This window comes from Mucilaginibacter celer, assembly GCF_003576455.2.
In the GTDB taxonomy this organism is placed as follows: Bacteria; Bacteroidota; Bacteroidia; order Sphingobacteriales; family Sphingobacteriaceae; genus Mucilaginibacter; species Mucilaginibacter celer.
Window position 1 is genome coordinate 1619780 of record NZ_CP032869.1, and the last position, 18598, is coordinate 1638377.

General features: G+C 44.1%; 13 protein-coding genes. 6 read left to right on the forward strand and 7 right to left on the reverse strand.

Annotated features, from left to right (window positions below; translation table 11 throughout):
* Positions 1-177: 177 nt before the first annotated feature.
* On the forward strand, positions 178-4251 hold the full coding sequence (locus tag HYN43_RS06410; protein WP_162996339.1) for a two-component regulator propeller domain-containing protein: 4074 nt from the start codon (positions 178-180) through the stop codon (positions 4249-4251).
* A gap of 233 nt (positions 4252-4484) precedes the next feature.
* On the opposite strand, the gene HYN43_RS06415 is transcribed toward HYN43_RS06410, so the two are convergent.
* The 5 genes from HYN43_RS06415 to HYN43_RS06435 form a co-directional block, all read right to left on the reverse strand.
* Positions 4485-6215, reverse strand: a complete 1731-nt coding sequence (locus HYN43_RS06415) for an alkaline phosphatase family protein (protein WP_119408657.1) — start codon at positions 6213-6215, stop codon at positions 4485-4487.
* Positions 6216-6284: 69 nt separating this feature from the next.
* Complete coding sequence (locus HYN43_RS06420) at positions 6285-7190, reverse strand: LysR family transcriptional regulator (RefSeq protein ID WP_119408658.1); 906 nt, start codon at positions 7188-7190, stop codon at positions 6285-6287.
* A gap of 471 nt (positions 7191-7661) precedes the next feature.
* Positions 7662-8162, reverse strand: coding sequence for a hypothetical protein (locus tag HYN43_RS06425; RefSeq protein WP_119408659.1), 501 nt, complete (start codon positions 8160-8162; stop codon positions 7662-7664).
* A gap of 193 nt (positions 8163-8355) precedes the next feature.
* Positions 8356-9495, reverse strand: a complete 1140-nt coding sequence (locus HYN43_RS06430; protein WP_119408660.1) for a hypothetical protein — start codon at positions 9493-9495, stop codon at positions 8356-8358.
* 18 nt (positions 9496-9513) lie between these two features.
* Positions 9514-10407, reverse strand: coding sequence for a TssN family type VI secretion system protein (locus HYN43_RS06435; protein WP_119408661.1), 894 nt, complete (start codon positions 10405-10407; stop codon positions 9514-9516).
* A gap of 114 nt (positions 10408-10521) precedes the next feature.
* Here HYN43_RS06435 and HYN43_RS06440 point away from each other — a divergent pair, with 114 nt between their 5' ends.
* The gene (locus HYN43_RS06440; RefSeq protein ID WP_119408662.1) at positions 10522-11457 is read left to right on the forward strand and encodes a type VI secretion system baseplate subunit TssG; all 936 of its coding nucleotides are present in this window, start codon (positions 10522-10524) and stop codon (positions 11455-11457) included.
* A gap of 225 nt (positions 11458-11682) precedes the next feature.
* Here HYN43_RS06440 and HYN43_RS06445 read toward each other — a convergent pair whose 3' ends face one another.
* Together HYN43_RS06445 and HYN43_RS06450 are read right to left on the reverse strand one after the other, a co-directional pair.
* Complete coding sequence (locus tag HYN43_RS06445) at positions 11683-13530, reverse strand: type VI secretion system baseplate subunit TssF (RefSeq protein ID WP_119408663.1); 1848 nt, start codon at positions 13528-13530, stop codon at positions 11683-11685.
* A 5-nt stretch (positions 13531-13535) separates the two neighbouring features.
* Positions 13536-13970 (reverse strand): GPW/gp25 family protein, encoded by a 435-nt coding sequence (locus HYN43_RS06450; protein ID WP_119408664.1) that lies wholly within the window; start codon positions 13968-13970, stop codon positions 13536-13538.
* A gap of 224 nt (positions 13971-14194) precedes the next feature.
* Between HYN43_RS06450 and HYN43_RS06455 the strand changes: the two genes are divergently transcribed.
* Genes HYN43_RS06455 through tssR form a run of 4 tightly spaced genes read left to right on the forward strand, consistent with a single transcriptional unit; the run spans position 14195 to position 18598 of the window.
* Positions 14195-14713: a hypothetical protein gene (locus HYN43_RS06455; protein WP_119408665.1), complete on the forward strand. Its 519-nt coding sequence runs from the start codon at positions 14195-14197 to the stop codon at positions 14711-14713.
* A gap of 5 nt (positions 14714-14718) precedes the next feature.
* A complete protein-coding gene (locus tag HYN43_RS06460) occupies positions 14719-15207 on the forward strand; it encodes a type VI secretion system transmembrane protein TssO (protein WP_119408666.1) in 489 nt (162 codons plus the stop codon).
* Positions 15208-15244: 37 nt separating this feature from the next.
* A complete protein-coding gene (locus tag HYN43_RS06465; RefSeq protein WP_119408667.1) occupies positions 15245-16204 on the forward strand; it encodes a PKD domain-containing protein in 960 nt (319 codons plus the stop codon).
* A 33-nt stretch (positions 16205-16237) separates the two neighbouring features.
* Positions 16238-18598, forward strand: a complete 2361-nt coding sequence (tssR, locus tag HYN43_RS06470) for a type VI secretion system protein TssR domain-containing protein (protein ID WP_119408668.1) — start codon at positions 16238-16240, stop codon at positions 18596-18598.

Here is an 18598-nt window from a genome sequence, read left to right on the forward strand (position 1 = left end):
ATTTTTGTTTATGGTACGGCTTAAGCCTGAAATCGTTTTTAATAAACACATACTACACCGTATCATCAACCAATTATCAAAACAGACTACCGGTATCAAATGAGCATCAAAAACCTTTTAGGGTTAAATAAATACGCTTTTATTAAAGTGTTATGCACTTGTGTTTTTATAAGTTGCATGGTTGCAACCACCGCTCATTCGCAGCCTTTTCCGTATAAATTCAATTACCTTACCGTTGATGAAGGTCTGTCGCATACCGATGCCAATTATATTGTGCAGGATAAACAGGGTTATATCTGGGTAGCTACTTTTTTTGGGTTGGACAGGTATGATGGCTATTCGGTTAAGAAGTTTTATAATAGTAATACGCCGCTTAACAATGCTTTTAAAAACCGGCTGATCTGCCTTTATCCTGATAACGACGGTAATATATGGCTTGGTACCGAAGGCGGTTTGCAATGCTTTAACGCCAGGCTTGAAAAATATACCGATTTTATTGAAACGGGTGGAGCAAAAACCAGCTTCCAAAAAATCATTAAACCAGCCGGAGATCTGATCTACGTTTATACAGGCAGCCAGCTAAAAATATTCAGGGTGAAAGGCAACACCATTGAGATTCAAAAAACAGAGACACAGGCAAATTTTCATGTAAATGATTTTGCCGCCGATAAAAACGGAACGCTGTACTTATCGGGCAACAAAGGCCTCCTGCGGCTCGATAATAACAATAGGTTGCATTATGTAGTTATTAACAGCTTCCCAGGCCAGGAGCTTGCGCACTTGTTTTTCGACAGGTGGGATAACCTGATGGTATCTGCCAAAAACACATTGTGGCTGTTAAATAAAACAGGGAGTTCCTTTTCGGCAAGGGGGCAATTTGTTTGCAAAGGTTATCCGGAGATCCGCGGAATGGCGCGTAGCAGCCATGGCGATTATTGGATAAGCACGCCCGGTGCGGTGTTACGATTGGATAACAAGCTCAATTTTATCCAGGCGGTAAGCGATAAAAGTTCGCCTCAAGGTTTAAATTCAAATTCATTGAGTAAAATTTTTATTGATCGTACGGATTGCCTCTGGATTTGTACGTTTGGTGGCGGTGTTAACTATTGCGATTTAAACGAGAAATTGTTTTACACGCTTCAGCATAACCCCGAAATCCCAAATTCACTTGCAGGTAATCACATCCGCTCGGTTATGGTTCATGGCGATGATATTTGGATAGGCACTACAGCCAACGGGTTAAACAGATATAATTTAAAAACGCAAAAATTTAGCTACTATAACGCCTACAATTCGCCGGTAAAATTAAAAAGCGATGCGGTTACCGCCTTATTGTTTGATAATGATCGTAACCTGTGGATAGGCAGCTCATCGGGGATTGATATTTTGAAACCGGAAGGAACCCTGTGGAAACCCGCAGGTTCCGAACTTTTCCCTACCCATGTAATTGATTGCTTTGCTAAGGATTACTACGGCAATATATGGTTTGGCAACCACCAGGATAATTTGGGGGTAATATGGAAAGATGCACAAAACCGCTACCGCATAAAGTACTATGGTGAAGGCTATTTTATTTATGCCGACAAAAACCGCCCCCAATTGCTGGTTTCCAGTATCCACGGCTTAAAACGGATGATTATTGATAAGGAAGGCACTGTTTTAAAAAGCTTTTCCTATAACGCGTCGGCATCAAAACCAAACTCGCTGAGTTCGGATTACACTTACCCGATAGATAAGCAAAATGACAGCACCTACTGGATAGGCACCATCGGCGGGGGGCTTAATAAACTGGTGCTGCGCGAAAAAAACGACACTTATGCTATTACTACCTACGCTGGTAGCTACGGTATATTTAATGATGTGGAAAGCCTGGAGGTGGATGATGCCGGCAATATATGGATGGGCGGTAACGGTTTGGAGTGTTTTAACCCGGTTACCGGCAAACTGATCCGTTATGATAAAAATGATGGCTTGCAGGGCAACAGCTTTAAAGTAGGCGCATCGTACAAAGCAGATGATGGTCGTTTATATTTTGGCGGAATAAAAGGCCTCAACTATTTTTATCCCAGCCAAATCAAGCCTAACGGGATACCCGCACAACCTGTTTTTACCGATATCCTGATCAATAACCAGCGACCGGCTTATGGAGATGTTGATTCATCAAAAAACGCTATTCCGCGGGTTATTGATTATTGTGATAAACTTAATCTTAATTACCTGCAAAATAACTTTGTAATCTCCTTTTCGTCCATGCATTTTGCCAATCCTTTAAAATGCAGGTTTCGTTATAAACTTGAGGGTTTTGATAAGGATTGGAAATATACCAATGGCAAAAACCCCGCAGCAGCTTACAGTAACCTTGATTATGCTGCTTATAAATTTGTTGTAGAGGCTACCAATAATGATGGGACATGGAGCAAAACCAAAGCCGAAATAATGGTTACGGTAACCCCGCCGTGGTGGAAATCGGGCTTTGCCAAAGTTGTTTACGCTATCCTGTTTTTATCGGGATTGGCGGGCATTTACATTTACCAGGCGCGTTGGTACCGCCTGAAACGCGAAATGGAAGTGCGGGCTATCAACGAAAACAAACGCGAAGAAATGCATCAGCAACGCGAAGAACTTTACCAGCAGCAGCTGATGTTTTTCACCAATGTATCGCACGAGTTCAGGACACCGTTAACGCTGATCTTAGGGCCGCTCGAAAGCCTCATCGGCCAAAATAAAAATCCGGCGCTCGATTATTCGTACCAACTGATGTACCGGAATGCCAAACGGCTAATGAACCTCATCAGCGAGCTGATGAACTTTAAAAAAGTGGCCGATAGCATTATAAGGTTGCAGGTTCAGCCGTTAATGATCAGCCAGTTTTGTAAAGACCTTACCTGGGAGTTCCAGAACCTGGCGGTTAATAAAAGCATCAGTTTTGAGGTTAATCAAGCAGAGAGCCTGGCTGCCGATACAGCACCTTTTGATGTACAGGTATTGGAGAAAATTTTGTTTAACCTGCTCAATAATTCGTTTAAATATACCAACGCCGGGGGGAAGGTATCGTTTGATGTGTTTTTTGATCTCAGCAGTTTTAAGCCATCATTCAATACAGGTTTCGAGTTGTTGAATAAAGGTCACCGGGCAAAAAAATACATCTACTTCAGGGTAGCCGATACCGGGATAGGCATTTCGGGCGATTCGATAACCCGTATTTTTGATAGATATTACCGCATCAGCAAAAATCACCTCGGCTCGGGCGTTGGGCTTGCTTTGGTTAAAAGTTTAACCCAGTTACATAAAGGCGATATTTATGTTTACAGCGAAAGATATAAGGGTACGGAAATTATCATCGGCATCCCCTGGGGTGAAGAAAATTATACTTTGGCCGAAAAAGCAGTTGCCGGTGGGGCAGAAGCGCAGCTGGAAACCATTGACCATGCTATTTTAACCCAATTGCCGGGCAGTGAGCTTATAGATACCCCCACACCGGTAAAAAGTCGCAAACATTTATTATTGGTTGAGGATAACCATGAGTTGCGCGCGTTTTTAAAACAAGCGTTCGAAAGATACTATATCATTTATGAAGCCGAAGATGGTAAACAGGGTTTTGAGATAGCTACCCAAAAGGTGCCGGATCTTATTATCAGCGATGTAATGATGCCTGGCATAAATGGTATCGAACTTTGTAAACTGCTTAAAGAACAGTTTGAAACCAGTCATATTCCTTTTGTTATTCTATCGGCAAAAGACGCCCTGGATACCAAAATAGAAGGCATGGAATCGGGTGCGGATTTTTATTTTGCCAAACCCTTGAGTATTGATCTGCTGTTGTTAACGGTAAGCAACATATTTGAACAGGCCGAAAAGCTGAAACAACGTTATACTAAAGACTATCTGTCGGAGGCTACCGGCTTAGTACATTCCGAAAAGGATAAGGAGTTTTTCCGGAAGCTTATTAATGTAATAGAGGACAATATCCAGGATCTGAACCTCGATGTAGATTTTTTGTGCAAACATTTATATATCAGCCGTACCAAATTGTATCAAAAAATTAAAAGTATTTCTGACCAGTCTGTCGGCGAGTTTATCCGTACGGTACGGCTTAAGCGTGCTATCCTGATCATGACGCACGAAGATGTATCGATGAATGAGGTTGCCGATAGGATAGGCCTGCAAAGTAATTCCAACTTTTCGAGGGCATTTAAAAAGGAGTATGGTAAATCGCCGCTGCAGTTTATGCAATCGTTAAAGAAGATTTGAATTTGCAAAAGCAAGGGTATTTATAAACCATAGCAGATATAGATTTTAAATTTGGGCATAACAGAAGGTTGTGTTTGGAGAATTTTAGAAAAAAACCGCTTCAGTTGCAACTGGAAGCGGTTTTATTTTTTAGTGAACCCTGTTTTACTAAAGTTCGAACTATTTCCTATCCGACCGCATTCGATAACCGATTTGGCTCGATGAAATCAAACAAAACACCATGAACTTATTTATCATTTCTTTTGAAATTTTAACGCTACCCCATCTACTTTTTCCTCCGGGTTTATACCAAATTGCTGAGCCAGCGTAGGCGCTATATCTACGGTGCTGGCAGGATCATAGCGTTGTTCGGCTTTCCATGGGCCCCAGAATATGATAGGCACACGTCTGTCATAATCATGCGGGGTGCCATGTTGGGCAGGATCGTATTTCGGCGGACCGTTTAATTCCACAAGCGGGTTAAAGGCAAACAAAATATCGCCCGACCGGCCCGGGTACGCACTAAACTTTAAGCGGTACAGCAAACTTGAAGTACGCGGATCGGCAAAGCGCTTTTCGGGTAGGGCGGCCAGTTCTTCATAAGTAGCTACTGCGGCAATCTCGGGCATGGTACGTATAATGTCAACTACTTTGGCCAGTACCTGGCGGCGATCGCCCAGCGGGGCGGCTATGTCTTTTTTAAGGTAGAGGCCGCGCATGCTACCTACCAGTAAATCTTTATCGAGGTTAAATTGGGTGCGCACGCGGGCTTGCAGATCTTTAAGCCAAAGAGCAGTATTTAAGCGCCTGGCAGGGATGCCCTGCGAACGCAGGCGCTCGGCAAAATCGAGGCCACCATGATCGGCGCTCAGAACTACTGCCACAGTTCGCCCGCTTTTTTGCAACTTGTTTAAAAACTCACCAAGGCGAAGATCCAACCTGCGAATCAGATCCTGAATTTCGGGCCCGGCATTGCCGTAAGCGTGCTCGGTAGCATTGGTTGCCGAAAGGCCGAGGCATAGCAAATCGGTATTGGGGCCTTGGCCAATATGTTCGTTTTTAATCATGGCTTCAGCGGCGTTAAAAATAGCTTCGTCCCAAAAAGGGGTTGCCCGCCATCTGCTCCAGAACGAGCCGTTCTGTGTTTCATCAAACAAAAAGCCTGGTGCTGCCTCCTGCGGGAAACCCTGGGTTTGCACCAGTCTTGGCAGGGTACTTACAATTATCGTATCTGATATTTGCGCATGCCACACACCCGGATAAGCTTTGCCATCGGCAGGGCCAATGGGGTTCCAGATGATGCTTTTATTGGTTATTGTTTGCAGGAAAGATTTGTTGTATTGCAAAAGCCAATCGGGCAGTTTTTTAGCATAAGCGGTAGAAGTGGTGAAGCCAAACCCTTCCTGAAACCAGTACACGCCATTGGTTTTGGGGCCTGCCATCAGGATGGCAGCACGATCTTTACCGGCTATTGAGAAAACGCGGCTACCCGGAAACTGATCGCGCAGCCAGGTACCAAAAGTTGTACCGATAAACCATTTAGGGCTGCAACCTATTCCGCCTTCGGGCTGGCCGATGTTGGTTACGCTAATGTCATTTACACAATATTCAGTTTTGCCGGTACTCATATCTATCCACGAGTTATTGGGGATCCCGGTGGATGAGGGGTGCCTGCCCGAAAGCAGGGTAGAGTGGCCCGGTCCCGTTTCTGTAAAAGCATGTTCCTGGTATCCGTTTTCAAACACCACACCTTCGCGGAGTAGCCTGCCCAATCCGCCAGGTAAATTGTCAGTAAAACGGTCCATGATCTCACCCGAAAGCATATCAACCGAGATCATGATGATCAGAGAAGGCTTCTGTACCTGCAAATCAGCATTGCTGGCCGCGGGTGACGCAGTTTTTAAGGTTTTGTTTTGGGCGTAAGAAGTGATTGTACCTGTTAAAAAACTCAGCACAACAAGGCAGCCGGATATTATGTTTCTCATTTTCTTTTGTTTCGGTTTTAATGCAAAGCTACCTGCCCCGCGCTGCCCGGCAAAACGAAAAAAAGTTGATCAGGTGGCCAAAATTTCCTGCTGAAATGGTATTTGTTGTATGAATTTTTTAAGGCGTTTAAATACAAAGCCCTTGCCGGTTACAAAGTATACCGGTATGGGTATAGGTAACTCCATACAATCTATTTTAACATACTCATTTTTCCAGTGGCTGTTATGATAATAAAAATCAGGAAGGAACAGCATGGCGTGCTGTGTTTTGCAAAGGTGATGTGTTAGCTCATCATTATTTGAAGTTTGCTTAACCACCGGCAAACTAATGTGTTGTTGATCCAGAAATTTCTCTACAGCGGTACGGGTAGATGAACCTTTTTCCCTGAGGCATATGGGGTAGCTGATTTCATTAAGAGAGACACTGCTTTTAACGAGAGGATTATCTCTGTGCGCGTATAATGAGATCTGATCGTCGAAGATAAAATGCCTGTCTAAACTATCGGGCAATTCTCCCGATACAATACCACAATCCAGTTCGCCCGCAACAATGGCATTGACGGCCTCGCCGGAGTTGTTGGCTTTTACCTCAAAATTAATATCAGGAAAGGCCTGTATAACCAGGGGAAGCAGCCTGCCGGTTACAATTTTGGTGTGCGATCCGCCCGATCCAAACCTGATAGATGCCTCGCTGTGTTTGCCGCTTAACTGGAGGATATCTTTAAGCAGCAAATCATTTACCTTTAAAAGATCGGCCATGCCGTTTTCTAATTGCCTGGCTTTGTCTGTTAACTTAATATTGTTGCCCGTAGAATTAACCAATTGTATACCCCATTCCCCTTCAAGGCTTTTGATGATCTTGCTAACTGCCGACGCGGTTATGTGCAGGTTAGCCGCCGTGATTTTGTAGCTGTTGTTTTTGCAAACTTCTGATAATACTTTTATTTTGAATAAGTTGAGGATTTTGGTTTCCATGAGAGTATTATCGTCGGGCTTTGTGTTTCGAAAGTAAGAATTTACCTTGGATTTTATCAAGGTGGGTATACTGGTTAGGCCTAACTCAATTATGGTAATATCACCAATTATCACAGCGGTGACGCCTAAGGCGATGGATTATGTCAATGACCTATTAGCCGGGCGCAGCCATATCAATAACGGGTGTGGGTGCACACCGCCGGAGTGTTTTGTGTAAAGCACGCTAAAATCGATTGCGGATATTGACAGCGCCTGATCACGCTATCGCCGCAGCTCTTGTTGCACAAGAGTTGAATTACTATGGCCTTCAGCAGTCCAGGTAATCCGCCATCTATAGGCCGCAGCTACTTTGGCTACACCATGTTTCTGAAAAATGTTTTGCCCGTACTGGTTTGATGGTCTGATACTGAGCGAAAACCTATTTGCTGATCACGATCAGCAAATAGGTTTCTTAAACGGGAAAGCGCGCCTTTATTCAGTCAGGTAAAAGATACTGGTGTATTTCGAAACGGTGCCGGTATCTTTCGGCGCTTCCTGTCCGCCAATCAGCAGTTTGTCGACAGCATATCGCTGCGTATTGAACTGCACACGGAGCTCGCGGGCCTCCTGGTCGCCCAGTTTCAGGTAAATCGCCTCACCAGGCGCTTTTTGAAGAAAGTCCAGGTTACCTACGGTAAGAAAATGAAAGCCGAAGGTTTCATTGCCATAGGAGAAGGGCGGCCTGACTGCAAAGCTGATCGGTATGATTTTACCGGTCGCATCTTTCCGGTACACCGAGATTCGCTCGGTAGTGAACGCTCCGGTATTTTGCTGATTTAAAAGATCGGTTCCGGCCCCGTTTTTAACAACCAGGTTTAGTTCGGGAGAGAGAATTGGTGAGCAGGCACAAAGCCCGCCGCCGCCAACGTTTTCTTTTTTGCAGCCCACGCCGATGATAAACAGTAAACATGAAACAAGCAGGAATTTTTTCATGAAATAAGATTTTTATATTGGTTTTTCAGCCCGTACGGAAAAATAGCAGCATACGCTACAGTAAGTGTTTAATTATCTCCGGTTTTCGTAAAAAAAAAGCCTGTTTCTCCAATATCTTGTCTTAAACAGTTCAATACGAATATGGAATCTCGGGAAACCGGAAGGCAAGCACAGGTTGGTAGTAACTTCAACCCTAATCCAGCAAGGTCCATGTTCGTTTGGTTTGTGTGGTTTGAATGGCCTGCTGCTCGGCAACCACAATGTTTTCTTTACGCTGCCCTATATACTCTAAGGTGCTAAGCTTATTCCAAAGGGCAACAATTACCCGAGTAAACTCTTCAACTGCAATCATTGATGCATTGATATCATGATGATTGTAAACAACTTCAATCAGTCGGGCCAGCAGTTCTTCAAAGTTTCCCGGCGTTACATCTTTCCATTCATAAAAATATTTCAATAGTTCCTCGCGTTCGGCGCCGGGCATGCTTTTAACGGTACTGAAAAACAGGTGCGCCATTTCCGAAAAGCAGGATACCAGCTCAATAGGTGGCTGCAGATAGATCTGGTTGCGGTACGAAAAATAGATCCTGGCAATATAGTCGAGCATTTTATCGCAAAGCAGCTTTACATTTTTGCCGATGGTTGATACCGATTCTTTCGACGTGATTTTATCGATAATCCGGAAAGAAAGCAGTTGCAAATTATTAATCTGCGTACCGAAGTTATCATAATAGGCCATCAATCCCGGATGACTGATCACCGAGGTGCATGGCGGGATATAACTGATGTTGCTTTGAAATGTATTCCCGCTCCGTACAAATTTGCCAAGCTCCAGGTAGTGCGAACCCATGGCGTTCATTTGCGATACAGGCAGGATGCTGATACTGTAATGCTTGCTGATTTCGGGATAACGGATAGGCTGTTCTTCCGGGTCGGGCGTGCCTGAGGGTACGCGTTCAAAGGGGTTTACAGTAAGCAGCACGTAATAAGTTTCCGAAGCTTCGTTTACGGTTTCCTGGCCAAAATAATGGCTAAAGGTTAAAGGCTCATCGGCCCGGGTAATGTCGATCCTGAAACCTTCGGCAGTGATGGCATTGCATTGGTTTAAGGTGATCTGTACCTGGCCCGATGCCCGCTCGGTAATCTGGATCTCGAGTGATGAGTTTTGCCCTTGTACCGGCGGCAACAACCCAAAATTATGGTTATTAAGCGGTAATGAATTGGCATCGCGCACTATATCATGAACAAAGTTATCAGTGTTAACAAAATGTGCGCTGGAAATTTTCATTCCATCTATCCAGTTCACAGGTTTATGTTTTAAAGGGCTGATCATGGTTAATGGTTTTATAGGTTATAGGTAGATGGCCTGGTCGCCGGTGCGTGTGGGCTCGCTCACAGCTTCCGACACGCGTTTGGCAAATATGGTAACCGATTCGGTGATCCTGTTTTCGGTGATGTTCAAATCCGGATCGATAAAATGGCGGTTTTTAAAAAACGAAGGCTTAATATAAAAGATCCACTTATAACTCTCCTTATTATTGATTTTATATTGAACACCCGCTTTCGGGAATTTCAGGTTATAATCGTCGATAAATTTTTGAAACCACTGACCAAAATTCATATTTGGCGGCGCTTTTGCTTTTACCTTAAGCGGCTCAGGATCGTCGGTGTTCTTGTACAGGTCGAGTTCAAGTACCATCAAACGGTCAAAGTCGAGGTGTTCCATGCTGATATCATCAGGAATGGCCGGGTATTCCCAAACCTTGTAAATCTCTAAAGGGATACTCAGGAAAGCGATATATCCCCACCAAAAAACAGGCGGCAACAAAAATATCAATATGCTGGTTGAGGCCCATACCCCATATTGCATATCGTTAAGCCAGTTAAAGGCCAGTTTAAACAGGAACATCCCCAACAGGCATGATATTAATGATGCGATAAGAAAAAACCATTTTTGGTGAAGAAATTGCTCTTCGTGGTGTTTGCCGGCCAGCCAGGTGTAAAACACACCGAGCCCTAAATATATAAGCTGGCAAAACAGGTAACCCCAGGGCATAAACTGTATGCCCAAAAATCCTAAAAAGCCCGGTACGCCCAAAATAACCGCCGTTAAAAGTAAAGTGATGATGAGGCGTCGGTTACTTAGGTATTTGTTTTTCTTGTTCAGTACCGACATTATAAGGGCGGCAATGAAAAACAGGATAGGGGCTATCAGATAACTTATAAAAATAGATTTTAGGTTCATGAGTATAAAAAATATGAGCAGGGGCAGCTATCTTATATAAATTTCAATTTAGTATAATCAATTACCGATAATATTGGTTATTGTTTTGGATAACATCAATTATTTAAATAACAAATGCGCATAAAAAAGCCTAACCAGATAGATACCGATTTTAAAGCAGCAACCATAGCGGCCGAAATTATTGAGAATGAAATGGTTAATGCGGCCGATGTGGTAATCCTGCCCAAAGGCCCCAAAAAGCGGGCCTATGCCAAGGAAATTGCCGGCATCACCATCGATAAAAAAACAGGAGGCAGAAAGCCGGTAACAACCATTTATGTAAACCGGGATGGTTTTTATGATATGTTGCCCGAAGGCTTGTTCCACAGGCCACCGGCTTCGAGCGTGATGATTACCGAGGAGGAGATGATTAAGGATATTAAAGCCCGGCGGGAAGAAGAAAAGCAAACCCGCCGCTTTTTTGCACCCTTTGAAGCCGAGCTCAATTATTTCCGCACCCTGGTTGAATTGTATGAGAGCAGGCTCGACAAAAAAAATGAGTATGATGAGCTCATCAACATATTTTTAAAAGAGTGGCAGGAATTTAAGTGTTTCACCAAAAAACAAATGCTCATTCTCATTCACGTTTTGCCGGTAATTCATGAGCAGCGTAATAATATCAGTTTTGCGGCCAGCGTTATTCATATGATGTTTGATGTGCCGGTGACACTGCAGTACAAAACAATTTTCCCCAAACAAAAAAACAGCCCGGCTTCACAAGCAGGTACAGCCCTTGGCGGCGGAACGTTAGGCGTAAACTTTATTGCAGGCAAGGTGAAGGAAATCGAACAAAAGCTGATGATGAACATAGGCCCGGTTAGCGCAACCCGCATGCTCGAGTTTTTGCCCGGAACAATCGCGGCTGAGGCTATTGATGTATTGTTATCGTACTTTATACCATTGGGTACAGCTACGCAGTTTAATCTGCTGGCCGATGCTGCTTCGCAAAAATTGGTGATAGGCGGGGTGGGGGCTAATGCTACTTTGGGGTATACTACTTATTTGGGATGATGATTATATAAGCCCAACTTTGAGATGTAAATTTATCCAAAATATTAGAATTTGTCATTACGATAGAGCAGTGGGTAGGATAGGGGGCAGGGGCGAAAGAAAAATCTTGTACGCCCTGCCAAGCAACCGGGCAAGCTCGATAAGCATAGCGGGCGTACAAGATTTCTCACTCGTTCCTCGTTTCGAAATGACATTTTTTATATTTTGACATTAGCCAGCCCCAATTTATTCCGTAAACACCCTGTAATTCACATCCATCACACTCCGGTTTTCCAGTTTCGATTTTAGCAAATCAAGCAAAGTGCCCCATTCCTGTGCCGAAAGCCCGTGAGCGGCCGGACTGATATAAATATCGGTAGTTTTAATAAAGCCCTCTTTGGGGTTGGGTGAAATGTTTACGCCTTTGCCCACACGCATACTCTTCATCTTCGGCCCTAATTCGTATTTGCAAAAGTTTGTTAAATCGGCAAGGGTAACTATGCGGTCTTTGGTGGTGAGGCCGTATTTGTAGGCCTGGATGCGTTCGGTAGCACCAAGGCTGTTGCGGCCACCGGTGGTGGTGGTAAGCAGCCTCAAAGTATCTGGTTTAAGCTTAACCGCTTCTGCCTGGTGCAGCCTCGAGCCTTTACGGATGTGGTTAGCATTATCTGCAAAGGTTGTCCAGAATTTAAGGTACAGCATAGCCGCTTTGCTTGCCGGTTTCAACACCAGGTAGTTAACCAGTTCATGGTTATCTGTTGATGTTTTTGATTTTTTTTCGATAACCGAGATATCCTGTTCAAGTGTTTTCAGGGCAGCGGTTAAAAAATCGCTGCCATAAGCCGCGAAGGCCGCTTTTTCATCGCGAAGTAATTCAAAAAGATATTCGATGGTTTGCCTGGCGTTGCGCGAATCAAACCGCTCAGCTCCGCCGTTCCTGATAGAGTAGCTGCCCTCGTAATTAACGCCGGCCTGGCTGTAGGGTATTTCGGTATACCTCACCCCGTTATCATCATGCAGTTCATGAACGGATAAAAAATAATCATAGGCGCCCGGCTTTACCGGGATAATGTCGCTCACCTCCTTAATCCTGAATTTTTGCTGGTGCATCCGCCTGCTCATTACCGGGAAACAGCTTAAATGCAGCTGCAGGTTATCAATAGCGTTAGGAAGAATAGCTGCCGGGAAAGCAATTTTAAGCCATAGGCAAGGCTTCAGTGCCTTAAGGTTCTGCTCATCAAAAAATGGCAATAATTCGGCAGGGTAGTTTGTTTTGAAGGCCGATATATTGCCAAGTCTCTCATCAGTTAGCGAAATACAACGGCTTTGGTAATAAGCTTTGATATCCCTTGTAATAAGGTTGATGATATGCTGATCATAAAACAGGGGTTTTTCGTCGTTATCCTGCTCATCAGTGTACATAAACCCCGGCTTTATGTCAAGCTGCGAGCCATCAAGGTAAAATTTGGTTACCGGTAGCAAGCTGTAAAAATCGTTATCGGTGGTATAGGCGGGCCATTCAAAATAAAGGCCCGCGTTTTGAAATTTATTTAGCGATGGCGCGGTTTCTATCCCTATCCAAAGCGTATTGGGCTCAGCAAAAGCACCGGGGCGGGCATTAAGTAAAGTGCTTTTCAATCCATTTTCAACATGCTCATGCAGGTAAATTCCGTTAAAGCTGTATTTTATCTCAGCATTAAATACATTGGTTGCGCCTACGGGGGTAAAATAAATATCCAGATGTTCGGGCGCTGTTTTACCTGTTTCGGCAGCCAATTCTTTTCTGAAATAAAAATGATTATCGATGTTCACCATTTCTGATGCCTCAACGGGTTTGCCTTTCAAAATGGCATGAGCGGGCAGGGGGGCGGTTAGATAGTCAGAGGCCAGGATCCTCGAAATCTTGTTCAGAATACGTTGCTCCAGGTTTTTAACATCGTTATTCAGGTTAAACAACTCGGTGCTCAACGCTTCTACCAAAAGCTTCACCAGCGGATCAACATCGTTTACATTTTGAACTCCCCAAAATTCGGTGGCGTTTTTTAGCATGCGGTTCCTGATCTCTTCTTTCGAGTTATAAAATAAAGTGCTCATATAGGTTATGCCGATAGGGGGCTTAGGAATAAAGCGGTTCTGAATAAATATGTTTCGCCGGTTTTGTTTAATTTACCTTTAATGGTGATCTCTACCCGCTTTTTGATTTCGCTCACGTTACGCAAAGGGTAAAATTTATTAATCTCGGTAATGTTTACGCTGATATCGATATCATAAATACGGTTTTCAAATTTGATGATAGATCGTAACAGCGACTGCCTTAGCTTTTCCTCCCAAATGGTCTCGCTCCTGATCAGTTCGAAATCCAGATCCCAGATCTCGCAACCAAACTCGGGGTTGTAACGGTGCTCGCCGTAGCGGGTAAAAATAATAAGTTCAATGTACTGCGATATCGATCTGCCAAGGTCTTGTTTATCAAGATCCTGCCCATTATTAATATGGGCAAAGCGGAGCGGTTTTGAATAAAGCTGATTGAGCATAGGTCATATTATTGGGTTAGTCCCTGTATTAAATTTCAACTTTTTATAAACATTTATTTTCCAAAATAGTTGTAGATATGTTTTGTTAGTTACATATAGCTTGTAAATTATTGATTTTTTGATAATTATTATACTGTAAGTTAAATAACTAACAAAGGTTTAATAGTATAAAAATGGGCTTTTTTTAAGCCGCAATAAACCGGACCGATACTATAATTTATTAGATGAAACCTGTAAACAATAACGACCTGAACCGGGCCTACCGAAAATTTATCGCGTACCTTATTACCTTGCTTGGCTTTGCCATTATCATTGTTTATTGTTTTTTTGCCACTTCGGGCCGCGAAGTCCAATTGCTAAACGCCCGCGTTAAAAAAACAGACCAACTCATAGCGCTCCGTACCGATATCAACAACAGTTTTGAATTGATTTTACTGCGTATGCAGCAGCTATCGCAGTATGCAAAAATGAACTCGCAGGAGCTGAATAACCAAACCCTGCTGCTTAACGATATCCAGGAAAGCAACCAACACATCCAGGAACGGCTGCAAAGTAACCCGTACCCGCTTAAAAGTTTTGAGCTGTATAAAAAGCTGAGTAATGATATTGAAACAATTGCCAGTATTAAAGACTCACTTTTTACTACACGGTTTCAGATTGAAAGCCTGCGGTCGCAGTTGGAAACCTGTAGCCGGGTAAATAAAACGGCCATTAACCAATTAAACCACCACTACCCTCATTAAATGCGATGTTAAAACTCAGCTTAAAAGAACGCAGGGAGAAATTCCTCCTGTTTACGGGGATGTTTTTAGTGGCATCGGTAATTTTATGCGTAGCCATATTTTATAACTACAACAATGAAGGCCTCACGTCAAAAACAGAGTTTGCCAAAAAGGTAACCGAAGAAGAGCAGTTTGAAGCCCTGGTTACCGAAGCCTTGCCAACCGTTGATACCACTTATAGCAAAATAGTAAAGTTTAACCCCAACGTACAGGCGGTTTTTTTGGAAAATGACATAGGCGGATCAATAGGCGCGGTTAAATCATACTATAACCGACGGCCTTATGATGAGCGGTATAAGTGTTTTATCCAGGCGTCAAAACTGCTGCAGGCGCTGTTTTATGATAAACGCGAGTTAACCGGCAACTACAATGACATCCGGAACATTAAAGGCTCAGTTGATGATTGCCACATAGCGCAGCGGCAATTGCAGCAAAACATGAGCATGGCCCGGTAAAACTCAACACACATCTACCATATATAACCTAAGCAAAATGAAAAACGATTACAACGACGGCAGGCCCGTCGATACTAACCGCAACACCTATACCTTTCTATATATCTTTTTAGCCGTGGTGGTTATTGCCGGCATCATTTTCCTGCTGCGGAGTTCATTGTTTGATAAAAGAGTGATCAATGCCCGCATCCTGAAGGATGAGATAACCCTGAACGAACATCTGGTTTACTCGGACAATACGGCCAATGCCAAAACCTGGCTTTGGGAGTTTGGTAACGGCGATAAATCAATCCAACAAAACGGAAGCTATCACTTTAAAAAAGCAGGCGATTATATTATCAGGCTTACTGTTGATGGCAATCTTACGCAGCAATTTCCGGTGAGTGTTAAAGATTCGACGCCAAGTATGGCAGCCGATACCCTGATCACCATAAACGGTCCAACTCAGGGTATTGTAAATGAACAGGTAAGGCTGGAAGCACAGGGTAATGCCCGCATCTTCGAATGGTCTTTCGGCGAAACCGGCAGGGTGGATATTAAAGGGCCAACCGCGTTATACACTTTTCATAATCCGGGTATTTATTTAATAAAACTAAGCACAGATAAAAGCAGGCGACCGGTTTATCACCGCATGCGCATTTCCAATCCCGACTCGTCATTTGCCAATCAAATTGTTAATCCCGGCGAAAGTGAGCGCCGTGTTATTGATGATATCCGCGCGCACCTGCAGGCCATAGCCAACGGCCGCGATTTTAACCGTCATTACTATTACCTGGTTAGGCGGTATTTCTGCGGTGATGAAAAAGTAACCGTGAACCTGGAAGATAACGATGGCAGCAAACGTACCGATCTGTATTCGTATTGTATGCGCTTAACATTTGGCGGAGGCATTAATATTGATGAGGCCCAGGTTACCATGAAACCAAAATCAAACTGCTCAAGCATGCTTTCGGTAAAGCAGCATGCCACTACCGCAGCTCCCGAAAAAAGGCATTGATAAACCAATTTAAAACCTATTTGCATCACCAACATGAAAAATATAATAAGCTCCGTTTTTTTAACCTGTATGGCCATCGCGGCCAACGCGCAATCGCCGGTATCGCTTGGCAAAACGGTAGTAACGCTGCCCAAAGCCTTTGAAAAACCGGACGAGCGCACCAGTATTTACAATACCGACGATCGTACGTCGCTACCCTGGATCGTGTTTTCAGACAGGGCCGAAAATTATACTTATACCTCGCCGGGCGGCACCCTCGTAATGAAAAAAATCAGCTTTATGCAGCCTTTTTATGTAAGCGAGCAAAAAAATGGCTTTATCAAATTGATTAAATATGATGCCGGCATGGTGCAGGGAAAAAAACTCACCAATAAAAAAGCTTCACAAAGCTACGGTTGGATCAGCATCTCGAAGGTTTTACCATGGCAATCGGCTTTTACAAGTCAAAACGGGTATCCTTCAAAATACGTTACCGTAATAAGCGGTAAAGGCCCGCTTACCATGCCCGATTTTTATTACGACAAAACAGATTCGGCATACATTTTTACAGCGCCCGATCTGAGCCAGAAAAAAACTAAGGTAGCCTTGCACAGCGTGGTGTATGTTTACAAAAAATCAGACGATGGCAAACAGGTACTGGTAGGTTCTGATCCGCAATTGATTGCTGATAACGCGGCAGGCAGCGTTTACGGTTGGATAGCCGCCGATGCCGTACATAGCTGGGGCGACAGGCTATACATCGGATCGGCAAAAGAAAACCAGCCGCTTACCAACGATTCTGTCGCCGCTTATATCAATCAATCGTTAAAAATTAAGGGTGATGGCAGTAAGAACTACTTCGCGTTCGATCCCTTACTGGCCGACGATGCGCCTTTGCTGCTCAGCATACCGGTAAGCGGATCGGGTTCGGGCAATATCAGCCTCGGGTTTGCTGCTGATGTTTATGATAAAACCCATAACAGCGTATTGAACATTAAGGGCGGGCACCTGGCTTATAAAGATTATCTCCAGATCAGGAACAACGTGCATCATATTAATGTGGTATTTGTGGTGGATGGCGGCAGCCCAATGCGTAACTACTTTTCGGGGATAACCAGTACCATTCAATCTTTCGGTGAGATTTTTGATGAGCATACCAAAGGTAATAAGATCAGGTACGGTGCGGTAGTGTACCGCAACGCTGCCGGTTGCCAGGTAGGCGGCATCCAGTCGAGCCCCCTAAATGCCGATTATCGCACGCTGGTAAAATACCTCGAATCGCAGGCAGATGCCACGGGCAAATGTTCGGGCGTAACAACATCGCAACCTGTTTTTGACGGGATCCGTACCGGGATAGGTTTGTTCGGCAATCATCCTGATGAAACGAATCTTATTATTTTGGTGGGCACTACCGGCGCGATAGATCATAATTCGGAAGGCGTAAGTTCGGTAGTGAGCCAGATAACGGCTGCCAACGCGCGTTTGCTGGCTATCCAGCTGTTTAGCGATTATAATTCCATTTATAACGATTTTGTGATCCAGGCAAGGCAAATGGTATCACAATCTGCAGTACGACTGGCCGATTATAAAAAGCAGCGCATGGTTAACGGCGAAGGCCTTACCAATGTGCAGCAGTTTAATACCTCGCTTTCCGATTCGGTTTCTTTTTATCTCGATTTTCCTAAAAAAAGCCTCATCCAGGGAGCGGTGGTGTTTCCGCCAAAACGGGTAGTAAAATCAAACCAGGCCATGAGCCTGGCGGTTGACAGGCTGATGCGCGAAACCGATTACGATATCCGCAACCAGACCCATACGCTTGATAGCGCTTTCAGGCTTACCGGCCGCGAAAACCGCTACGTGCAGCCGCTGGTGATGCAGCAACAGGGCCAGCCATCAACCGAGCTGGGCAATAATATGCCGCACAACGCATTTAAATATTATTTAACTGCCGATGCCCCAAGAGACCTGGTAGATAAAAGCCAGGGAAAACTGCAATACCTGCTGATACTGAACGAGCAGGATTACAAACAACTGGCTGACTTGTTATCATTGATGATAGGCGAAAACCTGCAGCAGGACGCTTCCGACTATCGCTCGAAACTGGTTGATAATTATGTGGATGTGGCCACCAAACGCCTGGGCCTCAATATATCCGGCGGAGACGTGAGAGATATGACCCTCGCCGATTATTTTCAGCGGGTTACCAGTTTGCCCCTGCCCGGTAAAAAAGATTTTTATAACAAAAAGGTAGGTGATTTAAAGCGTACAGATAATATGCCGCAAGCCATGTTTGAGAGCTATATCCGCTACCTGATCCATAGCAGCGACGTGATTAAGCGGGCGGCTATCACCAACCAGCATTTTTTATCAAACGGAAAAACTTATTATTACATCACCCAGGCTAACCTGCAATAG